Source organism: Mesorhizobium sp. U510 (assembly GCF_059180695.1).
The window spans coordinates 3,360,958-3,375,603 of the sequence record NZ_CP180532.1 but is presented as its reverse complement, the minus strand read 5'-3'; the positions used below and the strand labels follow the sequence as shown (position 1 = coordinate 3,375,603).

Genomic DNA, 14,646 nt, shown 5'->3' with positions numbered 1-14,646 from the left:
AGTGCCGAATCTTCCGCCCCAACCGGACTAGGCTGGCACAAGAAGGCGGCTTTGCGGCGTCAATCCGGCCGCTTTGGGCCGGGAGAGGCCGAAGTGCCCGGTCTCAACGAAACGTGATCACGGGCCGGTCTCAGCCGCGCCTTCTCCTGGGCTTTTCCAGCAGGGCGACCGCCTCGACATGGGGCGACCACAGGAACTGGTCGATCGGCGTCACGCTCTTCAGTTGATAGCCGCCGTCGATGAGGATGCGCAGGTCGCGAGCCAGCGTCACCGGATTGCAGGACACCGCGGCAACGAAGGGAACATCCGAGCGGGCGATCTGCTTCGACTGGTCTTCGGCACCCGCGCGCGGCGGATCGAAGACAAGGCCGTCGAAGGCGTTCAACTCCTTGAATGTCAGCGGCCGGCGGAACAGGTCGCGGCGCTCGCCCGTCACCCGCTTCAGGCCGGTCGCGAATCGTGCCCCCCGATCGAGCGCCGAGAGAGCCGCCGCATCGCCCTCAACCGCATGGACTTCCGACTTGGCGGCCAACCGCAAGGCAAAGCTGCCGCAACCGGCGAAAAGATCGGCGACCTTCTTGGCGCGTTTCAGATGCGTGCCTACGATCTCGGCCATGGCCTGCTCGGCTGCCTCGGTCGCCTGCAGGAAGGCGCCGGGCGGCACGGCGACAGCGACGCTGCCGAACATCACCACGGGCTTCCTCGGCTCGATGACGATCTCGTCATCGATGGACAGCCTGGCAAAGCCTTGCGCCAGGACAAAATTGGAGGCGATGCGGCGCTGGTGTTCGCCGAGCTTGCCGGACTCATGCACCGCGACGTCGAGGCCGGAACCCGTCACCGTGACCGCCATCCGGAACGATTTGGTGGTGGCGCATATCAAGTCGGCGAGCGCCCTCAACCGGTCGAGTGCTGCGACGATCTCGGGCAGCGAGATCGGACATTCCGATATGGAAATGATTTCCGGTGACAAATGGCGATTGAAGCCGAGCAGCATGCCCGTCTCGCTGCGTCGGGCGGCAAGCACGACGCGGCGGCGCGTGTGCGGCGCGCAGGCGACCAGTTCGTCAATGCCGCAATCGATGCCCTTCAGGGCGTGCACCACCTTCTCGCGCTTCCACTGGCGATAGGCTTCGGCCTCGAAATGCTGGAGGGCGCAGCCGCCGCATTCGGTGAAATGGCGGCAGGCGGGTTCGATGCGCAGCGGCGAGGCTGCCAGCACCGCCATCAGCGCTGCACGATCCCGTTCGCGCGCGGCGGTAACGGTCTCGCCGGGCAGCGTGAAGGGGATGAACAGATCGCCGCTTTCGGTTTCGGCAATGCCGTCACCCTGGGCGCCAAGCTTTTTGATGGTGAAGCGCGCGCTCATCGATCCTTGATCCCACCAAGCAGGAATTCGCGATTGCCGTCGCCGCCTTCGATCGGCGACAGATGCAGGCCGAGCGAACGCCAGCCCGGAACGGCGTCCAGCCAATCCTGCAGCAGGCCGGCGACGCGGGCGGCATCGAAGGGGTCCTTCAACAGGCCGCCCTTGCCGATCGCCTCGCGACCCGCCTCGAATTGCGGCTTGACCAGAAAGACCGCGGCAGCCCCAGGTTCGGCAATCGCAAGCGCCGGCGGCAGCGCCAGTCTCAGCGAGATGAAGCTGACGTCGGAGACGATGAAATCCGGAATGCGGCCGGCAAGATCCGCGGCGGTGAGGTCACGGGCATTCAGTCCCTCGATAACCGTCACGCGCGGGTCCTTGCCGACATCGGGATGCATCTGGCCGTGCCCGACGTCGATCGCGGTGACATGGGAGGCACCACGCTCCAGCAGCACCTGGGTGAAGCCACCGGTCGACGCGCCGATGTCGAGGGCCTCGCGGCCGGCCGGATCGAGGCTGAAGTGATCGAGCCCGCCGATGAGCTTCAGCGCCGCGCGCGAGACATAGCCTTGCGCCGGATCATCGATGGCAACCAGGCATTGCTGCGAAACGTTCTGACCGGGTTTACGGGCAATGGTGCCGTCAACCGTCACCGTGCCACGCTCGACCGCGTCGCGGGCACGCGAACGGCTGGCAAACAGGCCGCGCTGGACGAGCAGGTCGTCGAGCCGCTGGCGTGTGCTGGCTGGCAGAGGCGAGTTCATCGGCCTTCATGGCGAAAGCCGGCAGCGAAGGCAAGGACATTGGGACGGACGAAGAACATCCTCGCACGCAGGCGAATGGGTCAAGCCGCCCCGGGGCTTGCTGGAATCGCTTTGGGTCCGGCACAATGTTAGGGAGGAGAGCCGTTTGCTGTCAGAACTCGGAGGAGGAACGAATGCTGACGGGAACCTGCCATTGTGGCGCAACCCACTGGACCCTGGAAGGCGATCCCGGGCCGGTGACGGCCTGCAACTGCACGCTCTGCCGTCGCTATGGCGTGCTCTGGGCCTACGACTATGTCGACGAACGCATTCGCGTTTCGGGCCCGACGGACAGCTATACGCGCGCCGGAAAGGCCACACCGTCGCTCGAAATCCTGTTCTGCCCGACCTGCGCCTGCGTGCTCGCCTGGCGTGGTTTGCGCGCCGAGGAATCTGGTCGCACACGCATCGCCGTCAATGTAAGGCTGGCGCCACCCGAGGCGGTCGCCGATCTGCCTATCGACCATTTCGATGGCCTCGACACATATGACGACCTGCCCCGCGACGGGCGTTGCGTGCGCGACATGTGGTTCTAGAAGATGGTGCGGGACACTTGGCGCTCGACGGCCGGAGACAAACCGTCGTCGCGACCCCCCGATGCCTGCACAGCAGGATGCTCGGTGGCATTGGCAGGCGGCGGAACATGATCCGGCAAGACCACAAGCTGCGGCACCTGCTTGTAGGAAAAGCCGCCGCGGATATCACCCATCTTGCTGGCAACGATGCCCAGCGCCGCCTTTTCGAGATTGCGATCATAGCGCGTCTCGGCGGCGGCCGGCGCGACTATGGTGGCCAAGAGGGCCACGCCGCACAGAAGCGTCTTCATTGTTCTTGTCTCCCTGCCTGACGCCGATCTAGCAGGGCGCCGTTGAAAAACGGCCAAGGGACACGGTAAGCAAAACGCCAAACGGCAGTGTTAACAATGCGTTACGAAATCAAGCCGGCAAACTGATTCAAGCGCTTCAGATTTTGAGTCAGGCGCGCTGGGCGCGGGCCGTATGATCGAGCGCGGTGAAAACGGTGCGCACGATGCCGGTGGCATCGAGCCCGGCATCGGCATACATTTTTTCCGGCTTGGCGTGATCAGTGAACACGTCAGGCAGCACCAGCGGGCGCACCTTCAGGCCGCTTTCCAGCAATCCCTCATGGGCAAGGAACTGCAGCACATGGCTGGCGAAGCCGCCAATGGCGCCCTCCTCCACCGTGACCAGAACCTCGTGCGAGCGGGCCAGCCGGCGGATCAAATCCTCGTCGAGCGGCTTGGCGAAGCGGGCATCGGCAACGGTGGTGGAAAGCCCGGCCGCGCCGAGTTCCTCGGCAGCTATCAGGCAATCCTGCAGGCGCGTGCCGAAGGACAACAGCGCCACCTTTGTGCCTTCCCTGACGATGCGGCCCTTGCCGAGTTCGAGAACCGAGCCGCGCTCCGGCATGTCGACGCCGACGCCATTGCCGCGCGGATAGCGGAAGGCGATCGGGCCGTCATCATATCTTGCGGCGGTGCGCACCATATGGCGCAGTTCCGCCTCGTCAGCCGCCGCCATCACGACAAAGCCCGGCAGGCTTGCCAGGAAGGTGGTGTCGAAGGCGCCGCAATGGGTGGCGCCATCGGCGCCGACGAAGCCGGCGCGGTCGATCGGGAAGCGCACCGGCAGTTTCTGGATCGCGACGTCATGGACGACCTGGTCATAGGCGCGTTGCAGGAAGGTCGAATAGATCGCCGCGAACGGCTTGTAGCCTTCGGTCGCGAGACCGGCAGCGAAGGTCACAGCATGCTGTTCGGCAATGCCGACATCGAAGGTCCGTGACGGGAACACTTCGCCGAACAGATCAAGCCCTGTGCCGCTCGGCATGGCGGCAGTGACAGCGACGATGCGGTCGTCCTCGCGGGCTTCCTGGATCAGGCTCTCGGCGAACACCTTGGTGTAGGCCGGTGCGTTGGCCGGCGCCTTGGCCTGCGCGCCGGTGATGACGTCGAACTTGTTGACGCCGTGATACTTGTCCGCGGCGGCTTCCGCCGGCGCATAGCCCTTGCCCTTCTGGGTGACGACATGGATCAGCACCGGGCCTTCGCCATTGTCGCGGACATTCTTCAGCACAGGGATCAGATGCTCGAGATTGTGACCGTCGATCGGGCCGATGTGGTAGAAGCCGAGCTCCTCGAACAGCGTGCCGCCGGTGACGTAGCCGCGCGCATGCTCAACCGCCCTTGTGATCGCACGATCGGCGCGCTTACCGAGATAGGATGTCAGCTTCTTGCCGAAGTCGCGAAGGCCGGCATAAGCCTTGCCCGAGGCGAGCCGCGCCAGATAGGCGCTCATCGCGCCCGTCGGCGGCGCGATCGACATGTCATTGTCGTTGAGGATGACGATGAGTCGGGCATCGAGCGCGCCGGCATTGTTCATCGCCTCATAGGCCATGCCGGCCGACATGGCGCCGTCGCCGATGACGGCGATGACGTTGTTGTGGCCGCCGGAGAGGTCGCGGGCGGCGGCCATGCCGAGGCCGGCAGAGATCGATGTCGAGGAGTGGGCGGCGCCGAAGGGATCGTATTCGCTTTCGGCACGGCGGGTGAAGCCGGACAGGCCGCCCTCCTGGCGCAATGTGCGGATGCGGTCGCGGCGGCCGGTCAGGATCTTGTGCGGATAGGCCTGGTGGCCGACATCCCAGATCAGCCGATCGTCCGGCGTGTTGAAGACGTAATGCAGCGCCACCGTCAGTTCGACCACGCCGAGGCCGGCGCCGAGATGGCCGCCGGTGCGCGACACCGCGTCGACCAGTTCGAGGCGAAGCTCGGACGCCAGTTGCGGCAATTCGCTCTCGTCAAGCGCGCGCAGATCCGCCGGAATGCGGACCTTGTCGAGAAGCGGCGTATGCGGCGTTGCGTTCACGGGTGCTCAGGCTTTCTGTTCAACGGCGGGATAAGCCGCCGGCCGGCGAAAGTAAATGCGTGTCGGTGACGCGGATCAATCAGATCCCCTCGCCGATTTCCTCAGCTTTCCGGCAGCGGGATGAACTCTTTCTCATCTCCAGGAACGATATCGAAGCGTCCCGTCTTCCATTCCTGCTTGGCCTGTTCGATGCGCTCCTTCGACGAGGAGACGAAATTCCACCAGATGTAGCGCTGCGAGCCAAGCGAGGCTCCGCCGAAAAGCATGAAATGCGCACCGGTTTGCGACGATATGATGATCTCGTCACCGGGCCGGAACACCAGCAACCGCTCTGCCGGAAAGACGTCGCCCGAAATCGCGACCTCGCCTTCCAGCGTGTAGATGGCGCGCTCTTCCGCGTCGGCGGGAATCTTTATACTGGCGCCCGGCGCCAGCCTAAGGTCGGCGTACAGTGTCTCGGAATCGGCTCTCACGGGGGAGCGCAACCCTTGAAAATCGCCGACGACGATGCGGCCGCGGACGCCTTCGGCATCGATCTCGGGCAGCCGCAAGGCAGCGGTGTTCTCGAAGACCGGGGCCACTTCCTCCTTGCCATCGGGCAAGGCGAGCCATGTTTGCAGGCCGGAGATCGACATCGGCGCTCCACGCAATTCCTCCGGCGTGCGCTCGGAGTGGACGATGCCGCGGCCGGCGGTCATCAAATTCACGTCGCCCGGCTGGATCACCATTTCGGTGCCCAGGGAATCGCGATGACGGATCTTGCCGTCGAACAGATAAGTCACCGTCGACAGGCCGATATGTGGGTGAGGACGGACATCGAGAGCCTGGCCTGCCCGCAGGATCGCCGGACCCATGCGATCGAAGAAGATGAATGGCCCGACCAGCCGCCGCCTGGCGGTCGGCAGAGCGCGGCGCACCTCGAAGCCGCCAATGTCCTTGGCATTCGGGATGACCATCAGTTCGATCTGGTCGCTGGCAAAGGCGTCGCCGGCTTCAGGGTCTTTTCCGGGAAAGAAGCTCATGGGCTCTCCTTGTCAGCGGTCGAGGACCGCTCTGGCCGCATCAGGCAAAGCGGATCGCCGCTTTTGCCCGCAGTTTGGCCGCCACCTCTTCGCGGTTGCGCGGGTGCTGATTGGTTTCGAGCGAATCGAGAAGTTCGCGCGCCGATGCCGCAATGGCTTCGACGGCGTGATCGAACGCATGCTGGTTCTGTTTCGAGGGCCGTGTCGTTCCGCTCAGCTTGCGAACGAACTGAAGGGCCGCGTCGCGCACTTCGTCATTGGTTGCCGGCGGGTCAAAATTGAACAGGGTCTTGATGTTTCTGCACATCGCTTCCGTATCTCCTCTTGTCCTGGAGCCGTTTCAATCGGGACGAGCTTAATCCTCAACCTTGATCGTGTCCAAAAACCGGTAAGGCTACTCCGCGCCTCAATCCGCGTCGAGCGGCTCGGTTCCGACCGGCTTGCCGTCGCGCGACAGCCTGATCTTCTCGACCTTGTCTTCGGCGGCCTTCAGCAGCCGGTCGCAATGCGCCTTCAGCGCCTCGCCGCGCTCGTAGATCTTGATCGACTGGTCGAGCGGCACGTCGCCACGCTCCAGATCATCGACGATCTTCTCCAACGCGTCGAGTGCCTGTTCGAAGCTCATCGCCTTGACGTCTTCGTTGGTTTCACCAGCCATCATTCATCCTTTCATCAGTCGCCCGACATGGGCGGCGACCGAAAATGCCAGTCCCTGCAGATCGTAGCCGCCCTCGAGCAGGCTGACGAGCCGGTTGCCGCTGTGGCGCGCGGCGCGCTGCATCAGCTGGCCGGTCGCCCAGTCGAAATCGTCCTCGGTCAGATTGATCTCGGCCAGCGGATCGCGGTGATGCGCGTCGAAACCGGCCGAAATGATGATCAGATCGGGCGCGAAATTGTCGAGCGACGGCAGCACCCGCGACAGGAAGGCATCGCGAAACACCTCACTGCCGGTCTGCGGCGCCAAGGGTGCATTGACGATGTTGCCGGCGCCGGTCTCGGTCTTCGCGCCAGTGCCGGGATAAAGCGGCATCTGGTGCGTCGAGCAATAGAGAACCGAGGGATCGTCCCAGAAAATATCCTGCGTGCCGTTGCCGTGATGGACGTCCCAGTCGACGACGGCGACACGCTCGGCGCCATGCTTCTTCTGCGCATAGCGCGCCGCAATCGCCGCCGTGTTGAAGAAGCAGAAGCCCATTGCGGTGGTCTTTTCGGCATGGTGGCCGGGCGGCCTTGCGGCGACGAAGACGTTGTCGGCGCGGCCTGCAAAGACGTCGTCAACGGCGGCGTTGGCCGCGCCGATCGCGGCGATCACCGCCTGCCAGCTCTTCGGGCTGGCGGTGGTGTCGGCATCGATGCGGGCAATACCCTCTTCGGGAATGGCGGCACGCACACGGGCGACGAAATCGGCGGGATGGGCGTAGAGGATGGTGGCCTCGTCGCCCTCCGGCGCTTTGACACGATCGAGCGCGGCAAAAGCCTCGTCGTCGAGCACGCGCTCGATGGCGCGCAGGCGGTCCGGCCGCTCGGGGTGACCGGGCGGTGTGATGTGTTCGAGGAAGATCGGATGCGTGTAGAGACGGGTTGTCATGCTCCCTATCTAGTGCCCCGGCGCCGCGATGGCCATGCATTGCAGCTTGATGGCTGGGGAAAATCGCGCCTGCGTCCATTGGCGTCGCTGCGGGGATTGGCGCGGCCGAGCCTTCGGCGTAAGGTCACCGCTACTGCCTGGTGCCCGTCGCAAGCGGGAGAATCGGGAACACGGTTGAATTCCGTGGCGTGCCCAACGCTGTGAGGGGGACCGCGCCGGTAAATGCCACTGTCGATGACGGGAAGGCACCGGACGCGGGTTGATCCCAAGCCAGAAGACCGGCCTGGCAGGCATCGTCATCCGCATGGTCAGGCGGACGGCATCAGAGCGACGTGCGTCCGCTTGGATGCACAAAGTGCGCTCTGACGGTGTGGAGCTATTGCAATCGCAAGGGGACGAGCGATGCCGGAACACATGACCGCTGCTATGGGTGATGGATTTGACCAGATGGCGCGCGACGCGGTTTACCGCGCCATGTTCACGCGGCGCGACGTGCGCAGCCATTTCCTGCCCACCGGGCTCGACGACGCGGTGCTGGCGCGGCTTCTGCTTGCCGCCCACCATGCACCGTCGGTCGGCTTCATGCAGCCGTGGAATTTCATCGTCATCCGCGACGCCGCGCGACGGGCTGATGTGCGCGACCTGTTCCTGGCCGCGCGCGAGCAGGAATTGCCTGAAATCGAAGTGGAAAGACAGGCGCTCTACCGCAAGCTCAAGCTTGAAGGCATCTGCGAAAGCGCCCTCAACATCTGCATCACCTGCGACCGCGAGCGCTCAAAAAACTCGCCGCTGGGACGTTGGCACAATCCGGAGATGGATCTCTACAGCACGGTCTGCGCGGTGCAGAATTTCTGGCTGGCCGCGCGTGCCGAAGGCGTCGGCGTCGGCTGGGTCAGCATCATCGAGCCGCAAGCGTTGAAGAGCCTGCTGTCCATTCCCGAGCACGTGACGCCGATCGCATATCTCTGCGTCGGCCGGGTTTCCGAGTTCGCATCCAAACCGGACCTGGAAACGCATGGCTGGGGCCGGCGGCTGCCGCTGCCCGATCTGATCATGAGCGAGACTTTTTGCGGGCAAGGAGAGACGCCACTCAAGTCAGCGGTGGCGCACCTCAACACGGTTGCTGCTGCGCAGGCGAATCCCGCCGATCAGTGCGTCGCGCCGGCCGTGCCCCAGCGCGAGCCGCCAAAGGAGGCCAGCGCCTTGTCCTTCAACTCTCGGAACTTCGACGACGCCTCGGCCAGCCGGGCATCCCAGGCCGGATCAGGCACCTGGCCGGCGATGGTCTTGAAATAGACCTGCATCAGGCAGGCGATGGCGAAGGGCTCGATGAAGGCCGCCTTGAAGGCCCAGGCAAAGACGATGGCGAGCACGAAAGCCCAGCCGGCGAGTTGCCCTGGCATGAGGAAAAGAATGGCGGCGGCCGGGGCCAGCATCAGCAGGAAGATGACGAAGGAGACACCCCACATGATGACCGCCAGCCAGACGGCGTTCTTGATCATGGTCTTGCCGTTCTGGGCGTAGAGCACCACGCCTTGCCGAGCGGTTTCGAACGGTGAGGACGAATTGATGCGGATGTTGTAGCCGAGGATGATCTCGTCGACATAGGTGAGTGACAGGCGGATCACCGTGTTGATGAAGGAGACCAGGCCACTCAGCCCCGGAATGGGCAGGAAGGCGGCGATGCCGCCGAGCAGGCCGGTGATGGCGCGGATGGCGCCCTTGACCAGCTGGTCGACGACGAAAAGGATGTTGGCCTCGGCGAAGCGCTCGGTCACGACCTGCCTGGCATAGGCGATCTGGTTCTGGCCGTCGGGAACATCCCGGCCATCAATCAGATGGACCATCACGGCGATATGGCCGGCCTTGACGACATAGAGGATGTATTCGCGGATCCAATAGACGGCGATCGAAACCACGCCGAAGCCGACCACCCCGCCCCACAGGGCAAAGGACATCGGCCCGTCAGGATCGGTGGAGATATGGCCGACGCCATAGCCGACGGAAGCGCCGGTGCCGGTCGCCATGATGTAGGCCAGCGTGATGCCGAAATAGACGATCATGCGGAAGACAATGAAAGGCCAGGTCCGCACCATGATGGACACCGACCTGCCGATATCGAAATCCCACATGCCCGAATCTCCCCTCAGAGATGGCTGGAAAGGATGCGCTCACCCCGAGGATTGTCAATCATGAGCGGTGGACAGCGGTGCGCCCAACGAGGATTTAGTTCTGTTGCGAACCCGGTTTTCTGAGCAGTCCCTCGAGCAGTTGCTTGAACGCCGCAACCACTATCTTCGACGTCGCTTCGGGGTCGTTAGAATTGGCGATCCGCTGCGCCGCCTGGCTGCTCGCCCCGTTGATCAGCCGTGCGGCGGTCTCGGGGTCGACGCCCGGGACGACCACCCCCTCCCCTTGCAGCGCGGTCAGATGATCGGTCATTGAGCCGACGCAGGCATTGGCATTCGACCATTGCGCCGGATCGCCCAAGACGGCCGGACCGTCGCGGAACATGATGCGCTGGATTTCCGGCTCCAGCGCCATTTCGATATAGGTCGTGCATTCGTCGACGAAATGCTGCCAGCGGGTCGGCGCTCTCGACGCCACCTCATTCACCCGGGCCGCCATCTCGCCGTCGATTTCGGCGATAACCGCCTCCAGCAGTCCCTTCTTGTCGCCGAAATGGTGATAGAGGGCGCCGCGCGTCAGCCCGGCCGATGCCGTGAAATCATCCATCGACGCTTCGGCATATCCGATCGTGCCAAAGGCCTGGCGGGCCGCAGCAATCAGCTTGGCGCGCGTTTCGGCGATCATTTCCTTGCGGGGTCTGTGCATTTCCGTCTGGTCCTATTCACATACGTTCCGTATGCCAATTGACATACGTCGCGTATGCTCTATCTAATCCTCATACGCTTCGTATGTAATTGTCGAACCGCCCTTTGTCGAGGAACCCCATGCAAAACCCCTATTCAGAAATCTTCCGCGCCCCTGGAGCGAGGGGCTTTGCGGCCGCCGGCTTCATGGCGCGCCTGCCGATCGCCATGGCGCCGATCGGCATCGTGGCAATGCTGTCGCAGACGCGTGGCGAATACTGGTTGGCGGGTGCCGTCTCGGCGACATTCGCTCTGGCCAACGCATTCCTGGCGCCGCAAATATCAAGACTGGTCGATCGCCTTGGCCAGACGCGGATCGTCGTGCCCACGACAATCATCTCCGTGCTCGCCTTCATCACTCTCATTGCGGCCGCCAATCAGGACTGGCCGGTTTGGACGCTGTTCGTGTCGGCGCTGCTGGCGGCGGCCATGCCCAGTATGCCTGCCATGGTGCGCGCGCGCTGGACGGAGCTTTTCCGGGGCCGGCCCGAGATGAACACCGCTTTCGCCTTCGAATCGGCGGCGGATGAACTGGTCTACATCGCCGGCGCATCGCTGTCGGTCGGCCTCAGCGCCGCCCTGTTTCCGGAAGCGGGCATGCTGGCGAGCACACTGTTCCTCGCCTTGGGGTCGACCGCGTTCATCCTGCAGAGATCGACCGAGCCGCAAGTGCGCCCGGTGGACCACGACTCGAGCGGCTCGGCGATCCGCCTGTGGCCAGTGCAGATCATCACCTTTGCCCTGATCTTCATTGGCGCCACCTTCGCGACGACGGAAGTGAGCACGGTGGCCATCACAAAAGAGCTCGGCCAGCCCGGCGCCGCCAGCCTCGTCATCGGCGTCTACGCGCTGGGGTCGTTCGTGCTCGGCATCATTGTCGGCGCGCTCAACCTGAAGGCTCCACTGCAACGCCAGCTTGCCATCGCGGTCGCCCTGGTCACGCTCGGCACGCTACTGCCGCTCACCGCCAGCAGCGTGCCGCTTCTAGCGTTGACCGTCTTCATCAGCGGCGTGGCGATCTCGCCGACCTTCATCACGGCCTTCGGCCTGATCGAACGGCATGTGCCGGAAGCGATGCTGACCGAAGGCATCACCTGGGTGACCACCGGGATCGGCATCGGCATGGCACTGGGCTCCTTCGCCGCCGGCGCCGTGGTGGATGCGTTCGGCGCCCAGAACGGGTTCTGGGTCTCGGTGGCATCAGGCACGATTGCGCTCGCCACCGTGCTGCTCGGCCAGCGCATCCTGGCCACGCAAAAATGCGAGCTGGACGGATGCGACGCTGCGGTCGCTCCCGCGGAGTGACAGGCAGGATAAGTTGAGATTCAGGTCAGGCCGACCTGACCCGAATATCGATATATTCTAGAGGATCTCGGTCTTGGCGATGTGGATGCCAAACCCTTCGAGGCCGACATAATGACGCTCGCGCGAGGCGATCAGGTTGATCGAGGAAATGCCGAGATCCTTCAGGATCTGCGCGCCGAGACCGATTTCACGCCATTCGTTTTCGCGGCGGCGCGCCTCTTCGTGATCTTCGCGGTCGCCGCTCAGCGGACGCTTGCGCTCCTGGTGCGCGACGCCGACGGAGCCCTCTCTGAGATAGACGATGACGCCGCGCTTGCGCTCGCCCATCGCTTTCATGATGCCGTCCAGGCGATGGCTGGTGCCGAAGACATCGGTCACCACATCCTCGGAATGCAGCCGCACCGGCACGTCCTCGCCATCGCGTATATCGCCAAAAACGACAGCGACGTGATGCATCGTGTCCCAGGGCAGCGTGTAGGTGAAGACCTGCGCCTTGCCGCCAAGCGTGTCGATATCGGAGCAGGCGACACGCTCGACCAGCGTTTCCTTGCGCTGGCGGTAGGCGATGAGGTCGGCGACCGACACCTGCTTCAGGCCGTGCTCTTCGGCGAAAGCCTGCACTTGCGGGCCGCGCTTGACGGTGCCGTCGTCGTTGACCAGTTCGGAAATGACGCCGATCGGCGGCAGGCCGGCGAGCTTGCAGAGATCGACCGCCGCTTCGGTATGACCCGAACGCATCAGGACGCCGCCTTCGCGGGCGATCAGCGGAAAGATGTGTCCGGGGCGGACGAAATCGGAGGCGCCGACATTGCCGTTGGCAAGGTTGCGCACGGTCAGCGTGCGGTCTTCGGCCGAAATGCCTGTCGTCGTGCCATGCTTGAAATCGACGCTGACGGTGAAGGCGGTGGTGTGGGCGGAATCATTGTCGGCGACCATCGGCTGCAGGTTGAGCCGCTTGGCTTCCTCACGCGGCATCGGCGTGCAAACAATGCCCGAGGTGTTGCGCACGATGAAGGCCATCTTTTCCGGCGTGCAGTGAACGGCGGCGACGATCAGGTCACCCTCGTTCTCGCGCCCGTCATCATCCATGACGACGACGATCTCGCCGCGTTCGAATGCGCGGATGGCTTCGACAATCTTCTTCTGATCGTAAGGCATGGGATGCTCGCTTCGCTCGCAGGGATTCGGCAGTAGGCAGAAGGGAAGAAAAAGGCTGTTTCGGGCGGCCTACTGCCTATTCCCTACTGCCTATTCCCTTCCCCGTCTGTCCCCTGTGCCGCAGATAGTGATCGGCAATCGCGCAGGCAACCATTGCCTCGCCGATCGGCACGGCGCGGATGCCGACGCAGGGGTCGTGCCGGCCCTTGGTCATCACCTCGACGTCGTTGCCGTCCTTGTCGATCGACTTTCGCGGCGTCAGGATCGACGAGGTCGGCTTGACGGCGAAGCGGGCCACGATCGCCTGACCGGTCGAGATGCCGCCAAGGATGCCGCCGGCATTGTTGGACAGGAACACCGGCTTGCCGTCATTGCCGATCCGCATCTCGTCGGCATTCTGTTCGCCGGTGATGCGCGCGGCCTCGAAACCATTGCCGATCTCGACGCCCTTGACGGCGTTGATCGACATCAGGCCCGACGCAATGTCCTGGTCGAGCTTGGCATAGATCGGCGCGCCAAGCCCCGACGGCACGCCGTCGGCGACAATCTCGATCACAGCGCCGACCGAGGATCCGGCCTTGCGGATACCGTCGAGATATTGCGTGAAGACGGGAACCGAAGCAGGGTCGGGCGTGAAGAACGGATTCTCCGCGTCGCCGATGAAATTCCAGTTCCAGTTGGCGCGGTCGATCGATTTTTCGCCCATCGAAACCAGGGCGCCGCGCACCACCATGCCGGGCACCACCTTACGGGCGAGCGCGCCTGCGGCGACCCTGGCGGCGGTCTCGCGGGCGGAGGAGCGGCCGCCGCCGCGATAGTCGCGTATGCCGTATTTGACGTCATAAGTGTAGTCGGCATGGCCGGGCCGGTACTGGCGGGCGATCTCGCCATAGTCCTTCGATCGCTGGTCGACATTCTCGATCAGCATGGAGACCGGCGTGCCGGTGGTGATCATCGTCTCGCCGTCCTCGTCGAGGACGAAACCGGACAGCACCTTCACCTCGTCGGGTTCGCGGCGCTGGGTGACGAAGCGCGACTGGCCCGGCCGGCGCTTGTCGAGTTCGGCCTGGATTTCGTTGCGCGTAAAGCGGATGCCGGGCGGGCAGCCATCGACCACGCAGCCAAGCGCTGCGCCATGGCTTTCGCCCCAAGTGGTGACGCGGAAAAGATGGCCGAACGTGTTGTGAGACATGGAAAAGTGCCCTGCCCGGCAGCGGAGCCGGTTGAAGCCTGCCTTCTATTGGCGTTTTTTGCGGTGGTCAAACTGTCATCCCTGCCGTTTAAGTTTTGACACATTCGGCTGGTTTCTGCTTTCTTCCATCCGCCGTTGAGGATCCGCCGCCACAGTGCCGGCGCAATGACCAAAGAGGACGATCATGCGTACCCTGATTGGCGCTGTTGCCGCCACCCTGCTCTATTCCACCGCCGCCTTCGCCGGACAGACCGAAGGCCTGATCAAGAAGGTCGACAAGGACGCGCTGACCCTGACGCTGGACGACGGTAAATCCTACAAGCTGAACGCCGAAACCGATCTCGACTCGCTGAAGCCGGGCATGGACATCGTCATCGCCTACGACGTGACCAATGGCGAGAATGTCGTGACCGATATGCAGTTGCCGGACAGCGACACGAACTAGGTCAGG

15 protein-coding genes, 1 pseudogene and 1 riboswitch are annotated in these 14,646 nt (G+C 63.8%); of the genes and pseudogenes, 4 read left to right on the top strand and 12 right to left on the bottom strand.

The annotated features are described in order from the left end of the window. Positions 1-130 precede the first annotated feature (130 nt). Positions 131-1,369, bottom strand: coding sequence for a class I SAM-dependent RNA methyltransferase (locus ACLGL5_RS17780; RefSeq protein WP_069091676.1), 1,239 nt, complete (start codon positions 1,367-1,369; stop codon positions 131-133). Next, positions 1,366-2,130 (bottom strand): TlyA family RNA methyltransferase, encoded by a 765-nt coding sequence (locus ACLGL5_RS17775; protein WP_069091675.1) that lies wholly within the window; start codon positions 2,128-2,130, stop codon positions 1,366-1,368. The genes ACLGL5_RS17780 and ACLGL5_RS17775 overlap by 4 nt, the downstream gene beginning before the upstream one ends. Positions 2,131-2,303: 173 nt before the next feature. On the opposite strand from ACLGL5_RS17775, the gene ACLGL5_RS17770 reads away from it, so the two are divergent. After that, positions 2,304-2,705: a GFA family protein gene (locus tag ACLGL5_RS17770; protein ID WP_019856978.1), complete on the top strand. Its 402-nt coding sequence runs from the start codon at positions 2,304-2,306 to the stop codon at positions 2,703-2,705. Here the strand turns inward: ACLGL5_RS17770 and ACLGL5_RS17765 are convergent. The 6 genes from ACLGL5_RS17765 to ACLGL5_RS17740 all read right to left on the bottom strand — a co-directional run bounded on the left by ACLGL5_RS17765 (position 2,702) and on the right by ACLGL5_RS17740 (position 7,667). Beyond that, positions 2,702-2,995, bottom strand: coding sequence for a hypothetical protein (locus ACLGL5_RS17765; protein ID WP_069091674.1), 294 nt, complete (start codon positions 2,993-2,995; stop codon positions 2,702-2,704). The two genes, ACLGL5_RS17770 and ACLGL5_RS17765, sit on opposite strands and share 4 nt — an antisense overlap. 148 nt (positions 2,996-3,143) lie before the next feature. Continuing rightward, entirely contained in the window at positions 3,144-5,057 is a 1,914-nt protein-coding gene (dxs, locus tag ACLGL5_RS17760) for a 1-deoxy-D-xylulose-5-phosphate synthase (RefSeq protein ID WP_069091673.1), read from the bottom strand. A gap of 101 nt (positions 5,058-5,158) precedes the next feature. Further along, positions 5,159-6,079 (bottom strand): pirin family protein, encoded by a 921-nt coding sequence (locus ACLGL5_RS17755; protein WP_069091672.1) that lies wholly within the window; start codon positions 6,077-6,079, stop codon positions 5,159-5,161. 40 nt (positions 6,080-6,119) lie between these two features. Beyond that, positions 6,120-6,386, bottom strand: a complete 267-nt coding sequence (locus ACLGL5_RS17750) for a DUF2277 domain-containing protein (protein WP_010914875.1) — start codon at positions 6,384-6,386, stop codon at positions 6,120-6,122. A gap of 99 nt (positions 6,387-6,485) precedes the next feature. Beyond that, the gene (locus ACLGL5_RS17745; RefSeq protein ID WP_027046614.1) at positions 6,486-6,737 is read right to left on the bottom strand and encodes an exodeoxyribonuclease VII small subunit; all 252 of its coding nucleotides are present in this window, start codon (positions 6,735-6,737) and stop codon (positions 6,486-6,488) included. Between the two features lie 3 nt (positions 6,738-6,740). Then, on the bottom strand, positions 6,741-7,667 hold the full coding sequence (locus tag ACLGL5_RS17740) for a histone deacetylase family protein (protein ID WP_019856973.1): 927 nt from the start codon (positions 7,665-7,667) through the stop codon (positions 6,741-6,743). A 121-nt stretch (positions 7,668-7,788) separates the two neighbouring features. Continuing rightward, positions 7,789-7,968, top strand: a riboswitch (cobalamin riboswitch). Positions 7,969-8,069: 101 nt separating this feature from the next. Here ACLGL5_RS17740 and bluB point away from each other — a divergent pair. Then, a pseudogene (bluB, locus tag ACLGL5_RS17735) lies at positions 8,070-8,648 on the top strand (5,6-dimethylbenzimidazole synthase); the annotation flags it as partial. A gap of 167 nt (positions 8,649-8,815) precedes the next feature. Here bluB and ACLGL5_RS17730 read toward each other — a convergent pair. Further along, positions 8,816-9,799: a hypothetical protein gene (locus ACLGL5_RS17730; RefSeq protein ID WP_019856970.1), complete on the bottom strand. Its 984-nt coding sequence runs from the start codon at positions 9,797-9,799 to the stop codon at positions 8,816-8,818. Between the two features lie 94 nt (positions 9,800-9,893). Then, the gene (locus ACLGL5_RS17725; RefSeq protein ID WP_019856969.1) at positions 9,894-10,502 is read right to left on the bottom strand and encodes a TetR/AcrR family transcriptional regulator; all 609 of its coding nucleotides are present in this window, start codon (positions 10,500-10,502) and stop codon (positions 9,894-9,896) included. A 119-nt stretch (positions 10,503-10,621) separates the two neighbouring features. On the opposite strand from ACLGL5_RS17725, the gene ACLGL5_RS17720 reads away from it, so the two are divergent. After that, on the top strand, positions 10,622-11,845 hold the full coding sequence (locus ACLGL5_RS17720; protein WP_069091671.1) for an MFS transporter: 1,224 nt from the start codon (positions 10,622-10,624) through the stop codon (positions 11,843-11,845). 57 nt (positions 11,846-11,902) lie between these two features. On the opposite strand, the gene ribB is transcribed toward ACLGL5_RS17720, so the two are convergent. Together ribB and aroC are read right to left on the bottom strand one after the other, a co-directional pair. Further along, on the bottom strand, positions 11,903-13,003 hold the full coding sequence (ribB, locus tag ACLGL5_RS17715; RefSeq protein ID WP_069091670.1) for a 3,4-dihydroxy-2-butanone-4-phosphate synthase: 1,101 nt from the start codon (positions 13,001-13,003) through the stop codon (positions 11,903-11,905). A 76-nt stretch (positions 13,004-13,079) separates the two neighbouring features. Then, positions 13,080-14,195: a chorismate synthase gene (aroC, locus tag ACLGL5_RS17710; protein WP_069091669.1), complete on the bottom strand. Its 1,116-nt coding sequence runs from the start codon at positions 14,193-14,195 to the stop codon at positions 13,080-13,082. A gap of 184 nt (positions 14,196-14,379) precedes the next feature. Here aroC and ACLGL5_RS17705 point away from each other — a divergent pair, with 184 nt between their 5' ends. Then, a complete protein-coding gene (locus tag ACLGL5_RS17705) occupies positions 14,380-14,640 on the top strand; it encodes a DUF1344 domain-containing protein (protein WP_019856964.1) in 261 nt (86 codons plus the stop codon). Positions 14,641-14,646: the final 6 nt, after the last annotated feature.

Bases quoted from the DNA above. Each gene is read 5' to 3' on its own strand.
- ACLGL5_RS17725 (WP_019856969.1), bottom strand. From the start codon at position 10,502: ATGCACAGACCCCGCAAGGAAATGATCGCCGAAACGCGCGCCAAGCTG.
- ACLGL5_RS17705 (WP_019856964.1), top strand. From the start codon at position 14,380: ATGCGTACCCTGATTGGCGCTGTTGCCGCCACCCTGCTCTATTCCACC.
- ACLGL5_RS17750 (WP_010914875.1), bottom strand. From the start codon at position 6,386: ATGTGCAGAAACATCAAGACCCTGTTCAATTTTGACCCGCCGGCAACC.
- ACLGL5_RS17775 (WP_069091675.1), bottom strand. From the start codon at position 2,130: ATGAACTCGCCTCTGCCAGCCAGCACACGCCAGCGGCTCGACGACCTG.
- ACLGL5_RS17765 (WP_069091674.1), bottom strand. From the start codon at position 2,995: ATGAAGACGCTTCTGTGCGGCGTGGCCCTCTTGGCCACCATAGTCGCG.
- ACLGL5_RS17770 (WP_019856978.1), top strand. From the start codon at position 2,304: ATGCTGACGGGAACCTGCCATTGTGGCGCAACCCACTGGACCCTGGAA.
- ACLGL5_RS17720 (WP_069091671.1), top strand. From the start codon at position 10,622: ATGCAAAACCCCTATTCAGAAATCTTCCGCGCCCCTGGAGCGAGGGGC.
- ACLGL5_RS17745 (WP_027046614.1), bottom strand. From the start codon at position 6,737: ATGGCTGGTGAAACCAACGAAGACGTCAAGGCGATGAGCTTCGAACAG.
- aroC (WP_069091669.1), bottom strand. From the start codon at position 14,195: ATGTCTCACAACACGTTCGGCCATCTTTTCCGCGTCACCACTTGGGGC.
- ACLGL5_RS17755 (WP_069091672.1), bottom strand. From the start codon at position 6,079: ATGAGCTTCTTTCCCGGAAAAGACCCTGAAGCCGGCGACGCCTTTGCC.
- ACLGL5_RS17780 (WP_069091676.1), bottom strand. From the start codon at position 1,369: ATGAGCGCGCGCTTCACCATCAAAAAGCTTGGCGCCCAGGGTGACGGC.
- ACLGL5_RS17740 (WP_019856973.1), bottom strand. From the start codon at position 7,667: ATGACAACCCGTCTCTACACGCATCCGATCTTCCTCGAACACATCACA.
- ACLGL5_RS17730 (WP_019856970.1), bottom strand. From the start codon at position 9,799: ATGTGGGATTTCGATATCGGCAGGTCGGTGTCCATCATGGTGCGGACC.
- ribB (WP_069091670.1), bottom strand. From the start codon at position 13,003: ATGCCTTACGATCAGAAGAAGATTGTCGAAGCCATCCGCGCATTCGAA.